General features: G+C 70.3%; 14 protein-coding genes. 10 read left to right on the top strand and 4 right to left on the bottom strand.

The window, feature by feature from the left end; translation table 11 throughout:
- The first annotated feature begins 39 nt into the window (after positions 1–39).
- A complete protein-coding gene (gene mutY / locus ARC20_RS04190) occupies positions 40–1,086 on the top strand; it encodes an A/G-specific adenine glycosylase (RefSeq protein WP_057644792.1) in 1,047 nt (348 codons plus the stop codon).
- Positions 1,087–1,091: 5 nt separating this feature from the next.
- On the top strand, positions 1,092–1,367 hold the full coding sequence (locus ARC20_RS04185; protein WP_057644790.1) for an oxidative damage protection protein: 276 nt from the start codon (positions 1,092–1,094) through the stop codon (positions 1,365–1,367).
- Positions 1,368–1,388: 21 nt separating this feature from the next.
- Here the strand turns inward: ARC20_RS04185 and hutC are convergent, their stop codons facing one another.
- Together hutC and ARC20_RS04175 are read right to left on the bottom strand one after the other, a co-directional pair.
- A complete protein-coding gene (gene hutC / locus ARC20_RS04180) occupies positions 1,389–2,126 on the bottom strand; it encodes a histidine utilization transcriptional repressor HutC (RefSeq protein WP_081418020.1) in 738 nt (245 codons plus the stop codon).
- Positions 2,123–3,511 (bottom strand): formimidoylglutamate deiminase, encoded by a 1,389-nt coding sequence (locus tag ARC20_RS04175; RefSeq protein WP_057644787.1) that lies wholly within the window; start codon positions 3,509–3,511, stop codon positions 2,123–2,125. The genes hutC and ARC20_RS04175 overlap by 4 nt, the downstream gene beginning before the upstream one ends.
- A 61-nt stretch (positions 3,512–3,572) precedes the next feature.
- Here ARC20_RS04175 and hutI point away from each other — a divergent pair, with 61 nt between their 5' ends.
- The 6 genes from hutI to ARC20_RS18495 all read left to right on the top strand — a co-directional run bounded on the left by hutI (position 3,573) and on the right by ARC20_RS18495 (position 9,479).
- The gene (gene hutI / locus ARC20_RS04170; RefSeq protein WP_057644785.1) at positions 3,573–4,793 is read left to right on the top strand and encodes an imidazolonepropionase; all 1,221 of its coding nucleotides are present in this window, start codon (positions 3,573–3,575) and stop codon (positions 4,791–4,793) included.
- A complete protein-coding gene (gene hutH / locus ARC20_RS04165) occupies positions 4,790–6,328 on the top strand; it encodes a histidine ammonia-lyase (protein ID WP_057644782.1) in 1,539 nt (512 codons plus the stop codon). The genes hutI and hutH overlap by 4 nt, the downstream gene beginning before the upstream one ends.
- A 19-nt stretch (positions 6,329–6,347) precedes the next feature.
- The gene (gene hutG, locus ARC20_RS04160; RefSeq protein WP_057644779.1) at positions 6,348–7,205 is read left to right on the top strand and encodes an N-formylglutamate deformylase; all 858 of its coding nucleotides are present in this window, start codon (positions 6,348–6,350) and stop codon (positions 7,203–7,205) included.
- Positions 7,202–8,869: a urocanate hydratase gene (gene hutU, locus ARC20_RS04155; protein WP_057644776.1), complete on the top strand. Its 1,668-nt coding sequence runs from the start codon at positions 7,202–7,204 to the stop codon at positions 8,867–8,869. The genes hutG and hutU overlap by 4 nt, the downstream gene beginning before the upstream one ends.
- A gap of 99 nt (positions 8,870–8,968) precedes the next feature.
- Positions 8,969–9,292, top strand: a complete 324-nt coding sequence (locus ARC20_RS18170; RefSeq protein ID WP_146165820.1) for a hypothetical protein — start codon at positions 8,969–8,971, stop codon at positions 9,290–9,292.
- A gap of 10 nt (positions 9,293–9,302) precedes the next feature.
- Positions 9,303–9,479 (top strand): hypothetical protein, encoded by a 177-nt coding sequence (locus ARC20_RS18495; protein ID WP_161809465.1) that lies wholly within the window; start codon positions 9,303–9,305, stop codon positions 9,477–9,479.
- Between the two features lie 38 nt (positions 9,480–9,517).
- Here the strand turns inward: ARC20_RS18495 and ARC20_RS04150 are convergent, their stop codons facing one another.
- On the bottom strand, positions 9,518–14,602 hold the full coding sequence (locus tag ARC20_RS04150) for a YadA-like family protein (RefSeq protein WP_057644773.1): 5,085 nt from the start codon (positions 14,600–14,602) through the stop codon (positions 9,518–9,520).
- A 76-nt stretch (positions 14,603–14,678) separates the two neighbouring features.
- On the opposite strand from ARC20_RS04150, the gene ARC20_RS18490 reads away from it, so the two are divergent.
- Positions 14,679–14,861, top strand: coding sequence for a hypothetical protein (locus ARC20_RS18490; RefSeq protein ID WP_057644770.1), 183 nt, complete (start codon positions 14,679–14,681; stop codon positions 14,859–14,861).
- A 402-nt stretch (positions 14,862–15,263) separates the two neighbouring features.
- Positions 15,264–17,174, top strand: coding sequence for a 1-deoxy-D-xylulose-5-phosphate synthase (gene dxs / locus ARC20_RS04140; RefSeq protein WP_057644767.1), 1,911 nt, complete (start codon positions 15,264–15,266; stop codon positions 17,172–17,174).
- A gap of 66 nt (positions 17,175–17,240) precedes the next feature.
- On the opposite strand, the gene ARC20_RS04135 is transcribed toward dxs, so the two are convergent.
- Entirely contained in the window at positions 17,241–18,245 is a 1,005-nt protein-coding gene (locus ARC20_RS04135; protein WP_057644765.1) for a TraB/GumN family protein, read from the bottom strand.

Here is an 18,245-nt window from a genome sequence, read left to right as displayed (position 1 = left end):
CCGTCCCCGCCACCGCGCGGGGACGCCTCCCGACCCCGCATGCCGGACGCCTACAGCCACCGCCTGCTGGCCTGGTTCGACCGCCACGGCCGCCACGACCTGCCCTGGCAGCACCCGCGCACGCCCTACCGGGTGTGGCTGTCGGAAATCATGCTGCAGCAGACCCAGGTCGCCACGGTAATCCCGTATTTCGCGCGCTTCCTGCAGCACTTCCCCACCCTGCCCGAGCTCGCCACCGCTTCCAACGACGCGGTGATGGCGCAATGGGCCGGCCTGGGCTATTACGCCCGTGCGCGCAACCTGCATGCGGCGGCCCAGCGCTGCGTCGAGCTGCATGGCGGCGAGCTGCCGCGCGATTTCGACGCGCTGCACGCACTGCCGGGCATTGGCCGCAGCACCGCCGGCGCAATCCTCAGCCAGGCCTGGAACGACCGCTTTCCCATCCTCGACGGCAACGTCAAGCGCGTGCTGGCGCGCTTCCATGGCGTGGAAGGCTTCCCCGGCCTGCCGGCGGTCGAACGCCAGCTGTGGGCGCTTGCACAGGCGCACGTGGACAGCGTGCCCCCCGGCCGCCTGGCCGACTACACGCAGGCGCAGATGGATTTCGGCGCCACCCTGTGCACGCGTGCCAAGCCGGCGTGCGCGCTGTGCCCGCTGCAGGAAGATTGCGTGGCCCGCCGCGAAGGCCGCACCGATGCGCTGCCCACGCCCAAGCCGGGCAAGGCGGTGCCGGAGCGTTCGGCGGTGTTCCTGCTGCTGCGCAATGCGCGCGGCGAGCTGCTGATGCACAAGCGCCCACCCACCGGCATCTGGTCCTCGCTGTGGTCGCTGCCGCAGGCCGATGACCTCGCCGGGGCGCGCGACTGGTTCGAACGCCATGTCCACGGCGACTTCGACGCCGCCGAAAGCCTGCCCGACCTCATCCACGTCTTCACCCATTTCCGCCTGCACATGCAGCCGTTGGCGATCGCGCCGGTCGCCCCCGGCGACGCGGTGGGCGACAATGGCGACCTGCGCTGGGTCGCCCCCGGCGAACTCGCCGCGCTGGGCCTGCCCGCGCCGATCCGCAAACTCCTGGGCCCCTGACCGCCATGTCCCGTACCGTGTTCTGCCATTACCTCCAGCGCGAAGCGCCCGGCCTGGCCTTCGTGCCGTATCCCGGCCCGATCGGCCAGCGCGTGTTCGCCGAAATCAGCCAGGAGGCGTGGGCCGCGTGGCTGGCGCACCAGACCATGCTGATCAACGAAAACCGCCTGTCGCCTCGCGACCCGGCGCACCGCGCGTTCCTGGAAGGCGAGCTGCAGAAGTTCCTGTTCGCGCGCGATGCGGAGAAGCCGGCCGGCTTCGTCGCCCCCGGGGAAGCGTAACGCGCGCGCCCGCCTGCCGCGTCAGCGCAGGCCGGGCGAGAAACGCGCGATGAGGTCGTAGAAGCTGCCCAGGAATACCTGGCGCACCCAGGTCACCGGCTGTTCGTCACGCCAGGTGCGGCGTTCGATGACCAGGCAGGCGGTGCCGTCGGGCACGTCCAACAGGCGCGACTGCGCCGCATCGGCATTGATCGCGCTGATGCGGTGTTCGGCGCGCGTCCACGGCACATGGCGCAGCAACCAGCTGCCCGGCGCCTGTACCGCGAAATCCTGCTCGGCCGCCGCCGGCACGGCGAGCGGGTCGATCAGGCGCTGCTCCAGCGCGAACGGCCGGCCATCGGCCAGGTGCCGGCTGTCCAGCGCGAGCACGCGCCCGCCCTCGGCCAGCGCACGTTCTTCCGCATGACCGGCGCGTGGCGCACGCAGCCGCCGCTGCAGCAGCTCGAAACGATACGCGAGCCCGCGCGCGCTCACTTCGGCCTCGATATCGGGAATCTGCAGCGCCACCTGTTCCAGGTGCGGATGCGGCCGCGCCACGAAGCTGCCCGCGCGGCGGCGGCGTTCGATCAGCCCGGCGCTGGCGAGTTGGGTCAACGCCTTGTTCACGGTCATGCGCGAACAGGCGTATTCGGCCATCAACTCGTGTTCGCTGGGCACGCGATGCCCGGGCACCCAGTCGCCGCGCAGGATGCGGCCCTGGATGTCGTCGCGGATGCGCTGGTGCAGCGAGGCCGCGGCGGGCGTGGCGACTTCGTTCACGCCGTCGCGCCCAGCAGCCGCGCCACCACCTGCGCGTAGCGCGCGGCGATCCGCTCGCGTGCGACGTGGCGGCCTTCGCGCACCAGCGCCTGGCCATCGCGCCACACCGAACGCACCGCGCCGCAGCGAGCGGCGAAGATCCAGCTGTCCAGCCAGGCGTCGCCTTCGCGCGCGACCAGCGCCGGATGCGTGGTGTCGAGTTCGACCAGTTCGGCCGGCCGTCCCGCGGCGAGACCGGCCTGCACGCCCAGTGCCTGCGCGGCGCCGTCGAGTGCCTGCGTGAACAGCCAGCGTCCGCTCGACGCCCCTTCGCGCGCGAGCACATTGCGGCCGCGCAGCGTGAGCCGCTGGCCGTATTCGAGCAGGCGCAGTTCTTCGGCCGCATCGATCAACACGTTGGAATCGGAGCCCACGCCGAAGCGGCCGCCGGCCACGGCGAAGTCGCGCATCGGGAACAGGCCGTCGCCGAGGTTGGCCTCGGTGATCGGGCACAGGCCTACCACCGCCTCGCGCGCGATTACGTCCTGCCATTCCTGCGCGGTGACATGCGTGGCGTGCACCAGGCACCAGCGCGCGTCCACCGGCGCATGGGCCAGCAGCCACTGCACCGGGCGCAGGCCCGACCACGCCACGCAGGCGTCCACTTCGCGGGTCTGCTCGGCGATATGGATATGCACCGGCCCCCCGTTGAGCGGCAGCAGCGCGGCCAGTTCGTCGGGCGTCACCGCGCGCAGGCTGTGCGGCGCGATGCCGAGCACCGCGTCGGGCAGCGGCGCCAGCGCGCGGCGGCAACCTTCCAGCAGGCGCGCGAAGCCGTCCACGTCATGGATCAAGCGGCGCTGCGCGGGATTGGGCGGCGCCCCGCCGAAATCCGCATGCGCGTAGAACACCGGCAGCAGCGTCAGCCCGATGCCGCTGGCCTGCGCGGCGGCGGCCACGCGCGCGGACATCTCCGCCGGGTCGGCATGCGCTCGGCCATCGGCGGCGTGGTGCAGGTAATGGAATTCGCCGACGCGCGTGAAGCCGGCTTCGAGCATTTCGATATAGGCCAGCTCGGCGATGGCCTGGAAGCTGTCCGCGTCCAGGTGCGCGAGGAAGCGATACATCAGCTCGCGCCAGCTCCAGAAGCTGTCGCCGCTGTGGCCGCCGATCTCGGTCAGCCCAGCCATGCCGCGCTGGAAGGCGTGGCTGTGCAGGTTGCCCAGGCCGGGCACCACGACGCCGAGGCGCTCGTCGCCCGGCTGCGCGGGCACGCCGGTCTCGACTGTTTCCCAGCGCCCGCCTTGCGACACCAGCCGCACCGAGCGCGCCCAGCCCTCGGGCAACAGCGCCTGTGCGGCCCAGATGCCGCGCGATGCCTGGTTGGAGTTTTGTTGCGCCGCCACTGGACACCCTCCTTCGCCGGCTTCTATTGTATAGACATATCAGGTCAGCCCGGCGAACACCATGCATTGCGACACGCTCTGGCACAACGCCCACCTCGCCACGCTGGCCGGCGACGACGGCCTGGGCATCGTGCGCGAGGGCGTGGTCGCCTGCCGCGACGGGCGCATCGTGCATGCCGGCCCGGCCGCTGGCGCCCCGGCCTTCGAAGCCGCCGAACGCATCGACTGCGGCGGGCGCTGGATCACCCCCGGGCTGATCGACTGCCACACCCACCTGGTCTACGCCGGCAACCGCGCCAACGAATTCGAACAGCGCCTGCGCGGCGCCAGCTACGCGGAGATCGCGCAGGCCGGCGGCGGCATCGTCTCCACCGTGCGCGCCACCCGCGCCGCGGATGAAGATGCGCTCATCGCCACCTCGCTGCCGCGCCTGGACGCGATGCTCGCCGAAGGCGTGACCACGATCGAGATCAAATCCGGCTACGGCCTCACGCTCGAAGACGAGAGCCGCCAGCTGCGCGTGGCCCGCCGCCTGGCCGAACTGCGCGCCGTCGAAGTGGCGCCCACTTTCCTGGGCGCGCATGCGGTGCCGCCGGGCGTGGAGAAGCAGGCCTACGTCGATGCGGTGTGCGACACCATGATTCCCGCCATCGCCGCCGAAGGGCTGGCCGAAGCGGTGGACGTGTTCTGCGAAAGCATCGCCTTCTCGCCCGCGCAGGCCGCGCAGGTGTTCGAGGCGGCGCGTGCGCACGGGCTGGCAATCAAGATCCACGCCGAGCAGCTGAGCAACCAGCACGGCGCGGCGCTGGCCGCGCGCCACGGCGCGTTGTCGGCCGACCACATCGAACACCTCGACGCCGACGGCGTGGCCGCGATGGCCGCCGCCGGCACCGTCGCCGTGCTGCTGCCCGGCGCGTTCTATTTCACCCGCGACACCCTCGTCCCGCCGATCGACGCGCTGCGCGCCGCCGGCGTGCCGCTGGCCCTGGCCACCGACTGCAACCCCGGCACCTCGCCACTCACCAGCCCGCTGCTGGCGATGAACATGGCCGCCACGCTGTTCCGCATGACCGTGGACGAATGCATCGCCGGCTTCACCCGGCAGGCCGCGCGTGCGCTGGGCCGGGGTGAGCGCCTGGGCCAGCTGCGCGATGGCTTCGACTGCGACCTGGCGATCTGGGACATCGACGCACCCGCCGACCTCGTTTACCGCATGGGCTTCAACCCGCTGCACGCGCGCGTCTGGCGCGGGCGCACCACCGTTTCCCGGAGAGATTCATGAGTTCCCCCATCGTGCTGCGCCCCGGCGCGGTCAGCCTCGCGCAGTGGCGCGACCTCTACCGCGGCGCCGCCGTGCGCCTGGACCCCGCCGCGCTGGCCGCGGTGGAACGCAGTGCGGATGCGGTCGCCAAGATCGTCGCGCGTGGCGAGCCGGTCTATGGCATCAACACCGGCTTCGGCAAGCTTGCCAGCTTGCGCATCGCCGATGCCGACCTGGCCCAGCTCCAGCGCAACATCGTGCTCTCGCATGCCGCCGGCGTCGGCGAGCCGATGCCGCGCGCCGTGGTGCGGCTGATGCTCGCGCTCAAGCTCACCAGCCTGGCGCAAGGCGCCTCGGGCATCCAGCCGGCCACGCTGGCGCTGCTGGAAGCGCTGCTGGTGCACGACGTCATTCCGGTGGTGCCGTGCCAGGGGTCGGTCGGCGCTTCGGGCGACCTGGCGCCGCTGTCGCACATGGCGGCGGTAATGATCGGGGTGGGCGAAGCCTTCGTTGGCGATGAACGCCTGCCCGCCGCCGAGGCGCTGGCGCGCGCCGGCCTGCAGCCGATCGTGCTCGGCGCCAAGGAAGGCCTGGCGCTGCTCAACGGCACGCAGTATTCGACCGCCTACGCGCTGGCCGGCCTGTTCGAGATCCAGACCGTGTTCTCCGCCGCGCTGGTGGCTGGCGCGCTCTCGGTGGAAGCGGCCAAGGGTTCCGATACCCCGTTCGACCCGCGCATCCACGCGCTGCGCCGCCAGCCCGGGCAGATCGCCACCGCGCAGGCGCTGCGCACGCTGATGACCGGCTCGGCGATCCGTGAATCGCACCGCCTGGGCGATGTGCGCGTGCAGGATCCGTACTGCCTGCGCTGCCAGCCGCAGGTGATGGGCGCCGCGCTGGACGTGATGCGCCAGGCCGCCGCCACGCTGGAAACCGAGGCCAACGGCGTCTCCGACAACCCGCTGGTGTTCGTCGAAACCGGCGAGGCGCTGAGCGGTGGCAATTTCCACGCCGAGCCGGTGGCCTTCGCCGCCGACATGCTCGCGTTGGCGGTGTGCGAGATCGGCTCGATCAGCGAGCGCCGCACCGCGATGCTGGTGGACCCGGCGCTGTCGGGCCTGCCGGCGTTCCTCACGCCGAAGCCCGGCCTCAACTCCGGCTTCATGATTCCGCAGGTCACCGCCGCGGCGCTGGTCTCGGAGAACAAGCAGCGCGCCTACCCGGCCAGCGTCGATTCGATCCCGACCTCGGCCAACCAGGAAGACCACGTGTCGATGGCCGCGCACGGCGCGCGCCGCCTGCTCGACATGGCCGGCAATGCCGCGCACGTGGTGGGCATCGAATTGCTGGCCGCCGCGCAGGGCTGCGATTTCCACGCCCCGCTGCGCTCCAGCGACGCGCTGGAGGCGGCGCGTGCGCTGCTGCGCGCGCAGGTGCCGATGCTGCAGGAAGACCGCCATTTCCACCCGGACATGCTGGCCGCCACCGCGCTGGTGCGCTCGGGCGCGCTGTCCGACGCCGCCGGCGTCGCCCTGCCGGATGCCTGCGGCGAATGAGTCGCACGAGGAGCCCGCGATGAACGCCCTGCCCGACTGGTTGACCGTGCACCGCGGCGAGGCGCCGCTGCTGATCAGCTTCCCGCACACCGGCAGCGATTTCCCGCCCGAACTCACCGAGCGCTATGCCACCCCGTGGCTGGCGCAGCGTGATACCGACTGGTGGGTGCACCACCTGTATGACTTCGCCGCCGAAGCGCTGGGCGCCACTACCGTGCGCACCTCGATCTCGCGCTCGGTGATCGACGTCAACCGCGATCCCAGCGGCGTATCGCTGTATCCGGGCCAGAACACCACCGGCCTGTGCCCGCTGACCACCTTCGACAACGAGCCGCTCTACCACGAGGGCCAGGCACCGGACGAAGCGGAAATCGCAGGACGCCGCGAGAAGTGGTTCGACCCGTACCACGCCACGCTGCGCGCCGAGATCGACCGGCTGCGCGCGATCCATCCGCGCGTGGTGGTGTATGACGCGCATTCGATCCGCTCGCATATCCCGCACCTGTTCGAGGGCCAGCTGCCGCAGTTCAACATCGGCACTAACCTGGATGCCAGCTGCGATCCGGCGCTCACCGACGCGGTGGAAGCCCTGTGCGCCGCCAGCGGCATGGGCCACGTGCGCAACGGCCGCTTCAAGGGCGGCTGGATCACCCGCCACTACGGCGCGCCGGCCGACGGCGTGCACGCGATCCAGATGGAACTGGCCTGCCGCGGCTACATGCAGGAGCCGGACACCGTGACCGCCGGCAACTGGCCCTCGCCCTGGTTGCCCGAGCGCGCGGTGCCGCTGCGTGCCGTGCTGTGCCAGGTGCTGCGTGCATGCATGGCGTTCGTCCAAGGCACCGACTTCCCTTCTTCTTCGAGGCATTGCGCATGACCCGTCGCGACCCCACCCGCGTCATCCACGCCCCGACCGGCACCACGCTGACCGCCAAGAGCTGGCTCACCGAAGCGCCGCTGCGGATGATCCAGAACAACCTCGATCCGGACGTCGCCGAGCGCCCGGAAGAACTGGTGGTGTACGGCGGCATCGGCCGCGCCGCGCGCGACTGGGAGAGCTTCGACGGCATCGTGGAAACGCTCAAGCGCCTGGAAGACGACCAGACCCTGCTGGTGCAGTCCGGCAAGCCGGTCGGCGTGTTCCGCACGCATGCCGATGCGCCGCGCGTGCTGATCGCCAACTCCAACCTCGTGCCGCGCTGGGCCAACTGGGACCACTTCAACGAGCTCGACAAGAAGGGCCTGGCCATGTACGGCCAGATGACCGCCGGCAGCTGGATCTACATCGGCGCGCAGGGCATCGTGCAGGGCACCTACGAGACGTTCGTGGAGATGGGCCGCCAGCATTACGGCGGCGATCTCGCCGGCAAGTGGCTGTTCACCGGCGGGCTGGGCGGCATGGGCGGCGCGCAGCCGCTGGCCGCGGTGATGGCCGGCGCCTCGTGCCTGGCGGTGGAATGCCGGCAGTCGAGCATCGACATGCGCCTGCGCACCGGCTACCTGGACACCTGGACCGACTCGCTGGACGAAGCGCTGCGGTTGATCGACGAATCGTGCAAGGCGAAGCAGCCGTTGTCGGTGGGCCTGCTCGGCAACGTGGCCGACGTGCTGGCCGAGCTGCTCGCGCGCGGCGTCAAGCCGGACCTGCTCACCGACCAGACTTCCGCGCACGACCCGGTCAACGGCTACCTGCCGCAGGGCTGGACGGTCGAACAGTGGGACGAAAAGCGCGTGAGCGCGCCGAAGGAAGTGGAGAAGGCCGCGCGCGCCTCGATGGCGAACCATATCCGCGCCATGCTCGGCTTCCACGCGCTGGGCGTGCCGACCGTGGACTACGGCAACAACCTGCGGCAGATGGCGCTGGAAGAAGGCGTGCGCAATGCCTTCGACTTCCCCGGCTTCGTGCCCGCCTACATCCGCCCGCTGTTCTGCCGCGGCATCGGCCCGTTCCGCTGGGCCGCGCTGAGCGGCGATCCGGAAGACATCGCCAGGACCGATGCGAAGGTGAAGGAGCTGATCCCGGACAACCCGCACCTGCACCGCTGGCTGGACATGGCCGCCGAGAAGATCAAGTTCCAGGGCCTGCCGGCGCGCATCTGCTGGGTAGGCCTGGGCGACCGCGACCGGCTCGGCCTGGCGTTCAACGAGATGGTCGCCAAGGGCGAGCTGAAGGCGCCGGTGGTGATCGGCCGCGACCACCTGGACAGCGGCAGCGTCGCCTCGCCGAATCGCGAGACCGAAGCGATGCGCGACGGCTCCGACGCGGTGTCGGACTGGCCGCTGCTCAACGCGCTGCTCAATACCGCCTCGGGCGCGACGTGGGTGTCGCTGCATCATGGCGGCGGCGTGGGCATGGGGTTTTCGCAGCATGCCGGCATGGTCATCGTGTGCGACGGTACGGAGGCGGCGGCCAAGCGCATCGCGCGCGTGCTGTGGAACGACCCGGCCACGGGCGTGATGCGGCATGCCGATGCGGGCTATGACATCGCCATCGAGTGCGCGAAGGAAAAGGGCTTGGATTTGCCGGGGATCCTGGGCTGACCCTTCAGGCCGGACACGCGCCAGCGTGTACGAACATTTCCGCTACACCCTGCCAATGCCAGCGAGGCTGACAACATCGCATCGGCATTGAAACTTCGCATGGCAGGCACCGTCCCGAATTGTTTCCCTTGGTTGGCCAGCAACGTGCTGGCCAACCGAGGAAGGCAAATCATGAGGATGTTGTCCAAAAGCGAAGTCGCGCATGTCGGCGGCGCGTTCAACGGCGTATCTCGCGAAACCATCGGCTGCGCCGTAGGCGGCGCGATAGGCACGGCCATCGGCGGAATACCGGGGGGACTCGTGGGCTGCGCGGGCGGTGCCCTGGCCGCGAACAACATGGCGATCGGAGGAACCTGGTACGGGCCCTTCGGCGGAAGTCCGGCGGGGCTCCGGGCATGGCTGATTCACCTCTATACCCGCTGAGTTCGCTGCCATGCCCCAGTGGCTGAGAGCGCTGCTCCATGTGGTGATGCTCTGCGCAGCCTCGATTCCCCTCCAGGATCGCCTGCCGAAGCCGTGGTTCATCGCGGCACTCGTCGTCCTGACAGGCATCATCCTCGGCGTGCTGCGATGGGCCGATGCCTGTTGGAGACGCAGGCAACGGGAGTAACTGGACAGGGCCGGCCTCCGGCCCTGTCCCACATGCGCTCACCACTGCAACCCGGCACCGACCGAGAAGCCGAAGTCGCGCGTGGTGTTGCCGCTCATCTGCGCCTGCATCAGGTAACGGCCCGATTCGCTCACGCGCGACATGCCCACGGCCATGCCCACCTCGCCCTGGAAGCCGCCGACGCCCACCGCCACCATGTTGCGGCCGGCCTCCGAGGCCTGCGGCATGCCCGCCATCGCCATCGCCGAAGCGGTACCGCCGCGCATCTCGCGACGCATGGTCCACATGTCGCCGTTGATCGCCTGCAGCCGCTGGTCCGTGTACTGGCGTGCCTGCGCCAATCCGCCTTCGAGCTGCTGCACGTTCACCGCATCGGTGGGCGCCACGCCCGCCGAGACGTTGTGGACGCGCGTGGTGGTGGCACCACCCGGCCCGCCCAGGCTCAGGCTGGCATAGTCGGTGCCGCCCGCGGCCGTGGTGTCGTACTGCGCCGTGCCCGCCTGCGTCTGCCGCAACTGGCTCACGTTGACCGCATCGGTCGCCTGCACGCCCGCCGCCACGTTGCTGACCGTGCGTTCGTTGCCGGCGCTGCCCACCGACACCGTGTTGGCCACGCTGGCCACCGAGCCGGCGCCTATCGCGACACTGTTGTCGCCATTGGCCTGCGCGTTGTGGCCCAGTGCCATGCTGGCAGCGCCGGAGGCCGCAGCGTCATTGCCCAGCGCCACGCTCTGCGCGCCCGTGGCGATCGCGCCAGAGCCACCGGCCACGGCATCGGTGCCGGCCACGGTCGCCGCGCGCGTGGTCGGCGCCGCCACGCGGAACATGGCCGAGTCGCCGCCCGGCTGGACGACGATCTGGCTCAGCCGCGTCTCGGTGTAGGCGTTGGCGACCTCGATGGCGCTGTTCACGCCGGCGGTGAGCTGGGACACATTGACCGCGTCGGTCCCCAGGCTGCCCGCCGCCACGCCGCTGACGGTGCGGCCGCCCAGCGCCAACTCGCCGACGGACTGGCTGCTTCCCACATATGCGCCGTCGTAACCCGATTGCGCGCCGGTGGTGGTCTGCGAGCCGGCGCCCAGCGCGATGCTGTTGTCGTGCGAAGCACTCGCGGCACTGCCCAGGGCCACGCTGTTGCTTGCGCTGGCAGTGGCGGTGGGGCCGACCGCCACGCTGTCGGTGCCGGTCGCACTGGCATCGGCGCCGGTCGAATTGGCGCGGAAATACTTGATGCCCGCGCCCGTGCTGATCGCCCCGACCACGCTGGCCAGGCTGTCGACGCTCTGGTTGGTCGCATACAGCTGGCTGCCGTTGATGGCGTCGGTACTGCTTGCGCCGATGCGGCCGGCCGCCACGTTGGTCAGCGTCCGCTCGCTGCCGGCCGCGCCGATGCTCACGGTGCTGGCCGGCGTCGCACCGGCGAAGGTGTAGGCGGTGCCGGCGATCGTGGTGCTGGCTGTACCCACCGCCACCTCGGTCACCGCGCCGCTGCCCAAGGCGACAGAACCGTCCTGCAAGGCATTCGCGCCAAGTCCCAGCGCCACGGCGCCAGTCCCCTCCGCGTAGGCCTCCGGGCCAATGGCGATGCTGTCTTCTCCCTGCGCCTGCGAATCGTCCCGCAGGGAGTTGGCATGGAAGTAGAACGGCTGCACGCCGGCCAGGGCAAGGTGGCTCAGCGCATCGCCTACGTTGTCGTAATCGGTGCCGTTGACATGGTAAGTCGGCGCGCTCATGCCCCCCGTGGCGGCATCGTAGATGGCGCCGCCTCCGAGCCCCTGCGCCACCGCGCCGCCCAGCGCATCGACCTTGCCGCCCACCGCGCCGGCCTGCGCGGCGGTGGCTTCCACCGCCTGATGGGTGGCGAACAGCTGGCTGCCATTGATCGCATCGGTACTGCTCGCCGAGACCCGGCCCGCCGCCACGTTCGTCAGCGTGCGCTCCGCGCCCACCGCCCCCAAGCTCACCGTGCTGGCTGGCGTGGCGCCCGCATACGCGTACACGGTGCCCGCCACGACGCCACTGGGCGTCGCCACCGCGGCGGTGGTCTGCGAGCCGGCGCCCAGTGCCACCGCGCCAATCTGCGAAGCCGTCGCGCCGGCGCCGAATGCGGCGGCGTTGTCCGCGGTGGCCTGCGCATTGGCGCCGACCGCCGTTTCGCCCGAATTCCCGCCGGGCACGCCCGCCACCGCGCCGTGGCCCACGGCCACCGTGTCGTTGGACAGCGCCGCGGCCCCTTGGCCGAGCGCGGTGGATGAAACGCCTTCCGCCTTGGCCTCTGGACCGCCGGCCACGCTGTTCGCGCCCGTGGCCGCGGCGTCGGCAGCGGTGGAATTGACGCGGAAATACTTGACGCCCGCGCCGCCGGTGATCGCGCCGAGGACGGTATCGATGCCGCCGACGGCATCCCCGACACTGCGGTAAAGGGTGCCGCCTACCTGGTAGGTGGGCGCGGCGAGGGTGCCGTCGGGATTGATCGCCGCGCCACCGCCCAGCGCGGTGGCGATGCTGCTGTTGCCGGCGAACAGCTGGCTGCCGTTGATCGCCTCGGTACTGCTCGCCGACACCGTACCCGCGCCCAGGCCGACCAGCACGCGGCTGCCGGCCGTGCCGGTGAGATCCACCCGCGTGCCGTCGGTCGCCGCGCCGACGCTCAGCTGTCGGGTGGTGGCGTCCTGCCGCACCAGCCCGATCGAGCCGTTGTTGATCGCATCGTCGAGATTGCCGATCGCGGTGGTATTGCTGGTGGTGCGCGCATCCAGATTGGTGACTGCCGCGCCGACGTCGTTCACGGTGCCACCGCCGACGCTGTAGCTCGGCGCGGTCAACGTGCCGGTGGCCGGGTTGTAGGCGGAGCCGCCGCCGAGCGATGTCGCCGCGGCGCCGCCCAGCGCATCCACCTTGTCGTCCGCCGCGCCCAGTTGGGTACCCAGCGTGCCTACTGCCTGGTTGGTGGCGAACAACTGGCTGCCGTTGATCGCATCGGTGCTCGTCGTACTCAGCCGCCCTGCCGCCAGGTTAGTCAGCGTGCGCTCGCTGCCCACCGCGCCGATACTCACCGTGCTCGCCGGCGTGGTGCCGGCGAAGGTGTAGGCGGTGCCGGCGATCGTGGTACCCGTGGTCGCCACGGCCGCGGCCGTCACCGATGCCGCACCCAGCGCCACGGCACCGGCTTGGCCGGCGGTGGCGCCGCGCCCCAACGCCATCGTGTCCGCGGCACTGGCCGAGGCCAGCGGGCCGACCGCCACGCTGTCGGCGCCGCTGGCGACCGAATCGGCAAGGCTGGAAGTAACGTGGAAATATTTCGTCGCACCGGCCACCACGGTGTCGATGCGTGCGTCCAGCCCCACCAGCGCACCGCCGACGCTGGTGTAAGTGCTCCCGCCCACTTGATAGGTGGGTGCGGCGACGGTGCCATCGGGATTCACCGTCGCGCCCCCGCCCAGCGCGCTGGCGATGCTGCTGTTGCCCGCGAACAGCTGGCTGCCATTGATCGCCTCGGTGCTGCTCGCCGACACCGTGCCGGCCGTGACCCCTGCCAGTACGCGGGTGCCCGCGGTCCCGGTGAGATCCACGCGCGTGCCGTCGGTCGCCGCGCCGACGCTCAGCTGGCGGGTGGTGGCGTCCTGACGCACCAGGCCGGTGGCGCCGCTGTTGATCGCATCGCCCAGGTTGGTGATCGCGGTGGTGTTGCTGGTGGTGCGTCCATCGAGGTTGCTGACCGCCGCGCCGACGCTGTTCACCGTGGTGCCGTCGACGCTGTAGCTCGGCGCGGTCAATGCACCTGTGGCCGCGTCGTACGCCGAACCACCGCCCAAGGCCGTCGCCGTACCGCTGCCGAGTGCGTCGACCTTGTCGTCCGTCGCGGCGACCTGCGTACTGACCGTGCCCACCGTCTGGTTGGTCGCGAACAGCTGGCTGCCGTTGATCGCCTCGGTGCTGCTGGCCGATACCGTGCCGGCCGTGACCCCCGCCAATACGCGGGTGCCCGCGGTACCGGTGAGATCCACGCGCGTGCCGTCGGTCGCCGCGCCGACGCTCAGTTGGCGGGTGGTGGCGTCCTGACGCACCAGGCCGGTGGCGCCGCTGTTGATCGCATCGCCCAGGTTGCTGATCGCGGTGGTGTTGCTGGTGGTGCGCCCATCCAGATTGGTGACCGCCGCGCCCACGTTGTTCACCGCGGTTCCGCCCACGCTGTAGCTCGGCGCGGTCAATGCACCGGTGGTCGCGTCGTACCCCGCGCCGCCGCCCAATGCGCTGGCCACGCCCGTGCCAAAGGCGTCCACACGGTCATCGAGCGCGCCCACTTCCAGGTTGGTGGCATTGAGCTGGCTGCCATTGACCGCGTCGGTGCTGGTGGTCGCCAGCCGTCCGGCCGCCAGGTTGGTCAACGTTCGCTCGCTGCCCGCCGCGCCGATACTGACCGTGCTGGCCGGTGCGGTGCCGGCGAAGGTGTAGGCGGTATCGGCGATCGTCACGCCGGCCGTCGCCACGGCGGCGGCACTTGTCGCGCCCGCGCCAAGTGCCACGGCACCGGCTTGGCCAGCCGTGGCACCACTGCCCATGGCCACCGCGCCGGCTGCGCCGGCTGTCGTTTCCAGTCCGATCGCCACCCCGTTCGGCGCCGTGGCGGATACGATGGCGGTGTCACCGAGCGCGACGGCGCTTTCGCTCGCTGCCTGCGCGCTTCCGCCCATCGCCACGGAGTAGCGCCCCGAAGACACCGCGGCGGGGCCAATCGCCACGGAGTCCTGGCCCGGCGCGCTGGCGTCGAGGTAGGTGGAATTGACGCGGAAATACTTGACGCCACCGCCGCCGTTCACCGCGGTATTCAAGCTGCCGAGCGCCGCGCCGACGTTCGTGTAGTTGGTGCCGCCCACCGAATACGTCGGCCCGGTCACGCTGCCGTCGGCATTGATCGTCGCCCCGCCGCCCAGCGCATTGGTCACCACCCGCAACTGGCCCACGTTGACCGCGTCGGTATCGGCCGCACCGCGCGCCAGGTTGGTGATCACGGTGTTCTGCATGTCCACGCCACCCCAGAAGGTGGCGCGCTGCCACACGTCCAGGTAGCCCCCCAACGCGATGGAGTCCTCGCCCTGCGGCACGCCGCTCGAGGAGTACATCACGATGTTGGTTCCCGGATTGCCTACGCCACTCGTACCCGTACCCGCCGAGGGATGGCAGCGCCCATCGTTGCCGATGAACCAGCTCCCGTCGCCGTCGTCGGCATTCGATTCGCACGTCGTGCCGCCCACGGCCTGCCGCGTGATCGCCAACAAGGCCGAGGCAGGCCCGGATTGGAAGAGCGCCGCGGAGACGACTAGCGCCAGCGTTGTCCGGCGGATCGGCGCAGCGCGCGCGCCGGACTTCCTGTTCAACTGAGTTTTCATGTCAGCCACCGTATGAGCGAAGGAGTTCCGCGGGTGAAACACCTGCGGAGGCCGCGATTTCGCTTCTTGCGCTCGGCGTGGCCCGATCTCTTCGCCATACCGGCGGTCATGCGTTCACGTCCTGCGCCGAATGCTGGGAACGCCGGGGTTAAACAGTCGTGTTAGGCCTCAGTAAATCCACTGGAAAAAAAACCAGTAGTCCGGGAAAAATTCCCGATCGAAACAAGCCCCTCGAAAGAGCCGTCCAATGACCCGGGCCATGCGCGGACAACGCGCGGAACACCCGTGATTCGCCGTACACGCGCTCCGGTCCAATCTGAACGCGAAACCGCCATTCTTGCCCCCTGCCCACCGGGGCGGGACAATAGCCAGTCATTCAGCACGCCGCACCCCGATGATCGATTCCACCCGCTATCCCCGCCTGTCCCAGGTGCAGACCCCGGCCGACCTGCGCCGCTTCGGCGAAGACGAACTGCCGGCGATCGCCGAGGAGCTGCGGGCGTATCTGATTGAATCGGTAGGCAAAAGCGGCGGGCACTTCGCCGCCGGCCTGGGCGTCATCGAGCTGACGGTGGCCCTGCACTACCTCTACCAGACCCCGGCCGACCAGCTGGTGTGGGACGTGGGCCACCAGACCTACCCGCACAAGATCCTCACCGGCCGGCGCGACCAGATCCACACGGTCAAGCAGAAGGACGGCGTGGCGCCGTTCCCCAAGCGCGAGGAAAGCCCGTACGACACCTTCGGCGTGGGCCATTCGTCCACCTCGATCTCCGCCGCGCTCGGCATGGCCATCGCCCTGCAGCAGGCTGGCGACGAGCGCAAGGTGGTGGCGGTGATCGGCGACGGCGCGATGACCGCGGGCATGGCCTACGAGGCGCTCAACCACGCCGGCGGCATGGACCCGGAACCGAACCTGCTGGTCATCCTCAACGACAACCGCATGTCGATTTCCGAGGCGGTGGGCGGGCTGACCAAGATGCTGGGACGTGCGACCGGTAGTCGCACCCTCAACGCGATCCGCGAGGGTGGCAAGAAGATCCTCGGCGACAAGAAGAGCAACCCCACCGCGCGCTTCGTGCGCCGCTGGGAAGAACACTGGAAGGGCATGTTCGTGCCTTCCACGCTGTTCGAGGAAATGGGCTTCCACTACACCGGCCCGATCGACGGCCACGACCTGCCCGCCCTGCTCGGCGCGCTGAAGACGCTCAAGACCCTCAAGGGCCCGCAGCTGCTGCACGTGATCACCACCAAGGGCAAGGGCTACGAGCTGGCCGAGGGCGACCAGATCGGCTACCACGCCGTCGGACCGTTCGACCCGGAGAAGGGCCTGGTGGCCAAGGCCGGCGCGGTCAAGAAGCCGACCTACACCGATATCTTCAGCGACTGGCTGTGCGACATGGCCGCCGCCGACCCGAAGCTGCTGGGCATCACCCCGGCGATGCGCGAAGGCTCGGGCCTGGTGCGTTTCAGCAAGGAATACCCGCTGCGTTATTTCGACACCGCCATCGCCGAACAGCATGCGGTGACGCTGGCCGCGGGCATGGCCACCCAGGGCGCCAAGCCGGTGGTGGCGATCTATTCGACGTTCCTGCAGCGCGCCTACGACCAGCTGGTGCATGACGTGGCGGTGCAGGACCTGGACGTGCTGTTCGCGATCGACCGCGGCGGCGTGGTCGGCCCGGACGGCGCCACGCATGCGGGCAACCTGGACCTGAGCTTCCTGCGCTGCGTGCCCAACATGGTGGTGATGGCGCCGGCCGACGAGGCCGAGGCGCGGCAGATGCTCACCACCGGACATCGTCACGTGGGCCCGGCGGCGGTGCGTTATCCGCGCGGCACCGGCCCCGGGACCGTGGCCGGCACCGAACTCACCACGCTGCCGATCGGCAAGGCGCAGGTGCGCCGCGAAGGCCGCCGCATCGCGCTGCTGGCGTTTGGCGCGAGCGTGCCGGCGGCGGAAAAGGTCGGCGAGGAACTGGGCCTGACCGTCGTCAACATGCGCTTCGTGAAACCGCTGGACCGCACGCTGCTGCTGCAGCTGGCGCAGGACCACGAAGGCTTCGTGACGATCGAGGACAACGTGGTGGCTGGCGGCGCCGGTTCGGGCGTGTCGGAACTGTTCAATGCCGAAGGCGTGCTGCGCCCGGTGCTGCACCTGGGCCTGCCCGATGCGTTCCAGCACCACGCCAGCCGCGAAGACCTGCTGGCCGAAGCCGGCATCGACGCGGCGGGCATCCGCGCGGCGGTGCTCAAGCGCTGGCCGGACATCGCCACGCAGCCGCCGCTGAGCGCGGCGGGCTGAAGCAAAACGCCGGCCGCCGCCTCACGGGCGCGGCTTCAACGGCGTTCGCCCTCCCTCACCGCGCCGCTACTCCGGCGCGGTGATTTCATACCCCTCCGCGCGCAACGCATCCAGATAACCGTTCGGCGCCAGCAAGGCGCTCAACGGCATCACCGCGAACGTGCCGGTGTTCTCGCGCAGCGACTTGCGCACGATCCCGACCCAATGCTCGCGCAAGCGCTCCTCCAGCCGGTCCATCCCGCGGCTGCGCGCGAACTGCGTCTGCGACAGCGCCGCGCTGCACGCGGCCGTGGGATCCTCGCGCGGCATGTTGCGCAGCCGCTCGATATCGCCCACCGCCCACGCATTCGCCCGCTCCACCATCGTCGGCAGGTCGTTCTGCACGGCGTTGAGCAGGCTGCGGAAGCAGGCCGAATCGTCCATGCCGCCGGCGGTGAACTCGCGCAGCGCCTGTTTCGGGTCGGACACCTTGAACTCCAGCGTGGTCCGCGTGGGCTTGATGCCGTGGCGCTTGGCCGCCGCCTCGACCACCGGCCACACCACCGGCTTGCGCGACAGGCCGTTCTTCTTGATTGCCGCCTGGTACAGCTCGCTGGCGGCGATCATCGGGCGCTTCTTTTCGATGCCGCCATCGCGGCCCAGGTAATACGCCTTCAACGGAACCCAGCGCGCGTACAGATCCGCCGGCAACACGTCCTGCAGCGTGGCGCCATCGGGATTCTTCATCGCCTTCATCGCCGAGGGCACCAGCGCGAGCTTGCCGAAGAAGCCGACGTCGGCGTCGAGCATCACCGATGGCGCGGCAAGGATCTGCTGCGATTGCGCGATGGCTTCCTCGACCTCGTCCGCCTGCCAGGTCATCTTGTCCGGCAGCGGCGCGATCGTGCCGAGGATCCACAACGTGTGCTCGCCCTGCGTCACCTTCCACAGGCCCGGACCGGGCTGCACGCCACGCACCACCATCGCATCGAGATCGACGATGCCGCCCTGCCCCGCGGCCGGCGCGGGCACCGGCACGTCCGGGGTTTCCTGCGCCATCGCCACGGGCGCCGCCAACGCCAACGCCAACAT

It is taken from the genome of Stenotrophomonas panacihumi (genome assembly GCF_001431645.1).
In the GTDB taxonomy this organism is placed as follows: Bacteria; Pseudomonadota; Gammaproteobacteria; order Xanthomonadales; family Xanthomonadaceae; genus Stenotrophomonas_A; species Stenotrophomonas_A panacihumi.
Note: the sequence above shows the minus strand (reverse complement) of the source record. Positions and strands in the feature narration are given on the sequence as shown.

Bases quoted from the DNA above. Each gene is read 5' to 3' on its own strand.
- ARC20_RS18495 (WP_161809465.1), top strand. From the start codon at position 9,303: ATGCCCCAGTGGCTGAGAGCGCTGCTCCATGTGGTGATGCTCTGCGCA.
- ARC20_RS04150 (WP_057644773.1), bottom strand. From the start codon at position 14,602: ATGTACTCCTCGAGCGGCGTGCCGCAGGGCGAGGACTCCATCGCGTTG.
- hutH (WP_057644782.1), top strand. From the start codon at position 4,790: ATGAGTTCCCCCATCGTGCTGCGCCCCGGCGCGGTCAGCCTCGCGCAG.
- ARC20_RS04135 (WP_057644765.1), bottom strand. From the start codon at position 18,245: ATGTTGGCGTTGGCGTTGGCGGCGCCCGTGGCGATGGCGCAGGAAACC.
- dxs (WP_057644767.1), top strand. From the start codon at position 15,264: ATGATCGATTCCACCCGCTATCCCCGCCTGTCCCAGGTGCAGACCCCG.
- hutG (WP_057644779.1), top strand. From the start codon at position 6,348: ATGAACGCCCTGCCCGACTGGTTGACCGTGCACCGCGGCGAGGCGCCG.
- ARC20_RS04185 (WP_057644790.1), top strand. From the start codon at position 1,092: ATGTCCCGTACCGTGTTCTGCCATTACCTCCAGCGCGAAGCGCCCGGC.
- mutY (WP_057644792.1), top strand. From the start codon at position 40: ATGCCGGACGCCTACAGCCACCGCCTGCTGGCCTGGTTCGACCGCCAC.
- ARC20_RS18490 (WP_057644770.1), top strand. From the start codon at position 14,679: ATGAACCAGCTCCCGTCGCCGTCGTCGGCATTCGATTCGCACGTCGTG.
- ARC20_RS18170 (WP_146165820.1), top strand. From the start codon at position 8,969: ATGGCAGGCACCGTCCCGAATTGTTTCCCTTGGTTGGCCAGCAACGTG.
- hutU (WP_057644776.1), top strand. From the start codon at position 7,202: ATGACCCGTCGCGACCCCACCCGCGTCATCCACGCCCCGACCGGCACC.
- hutI (WP_057644785.1), top strand. From the start codon at position 3,573: ATGCATTGCGACACGCTCTGGCACAACGCCCACCTCGCCACGCTGGCC.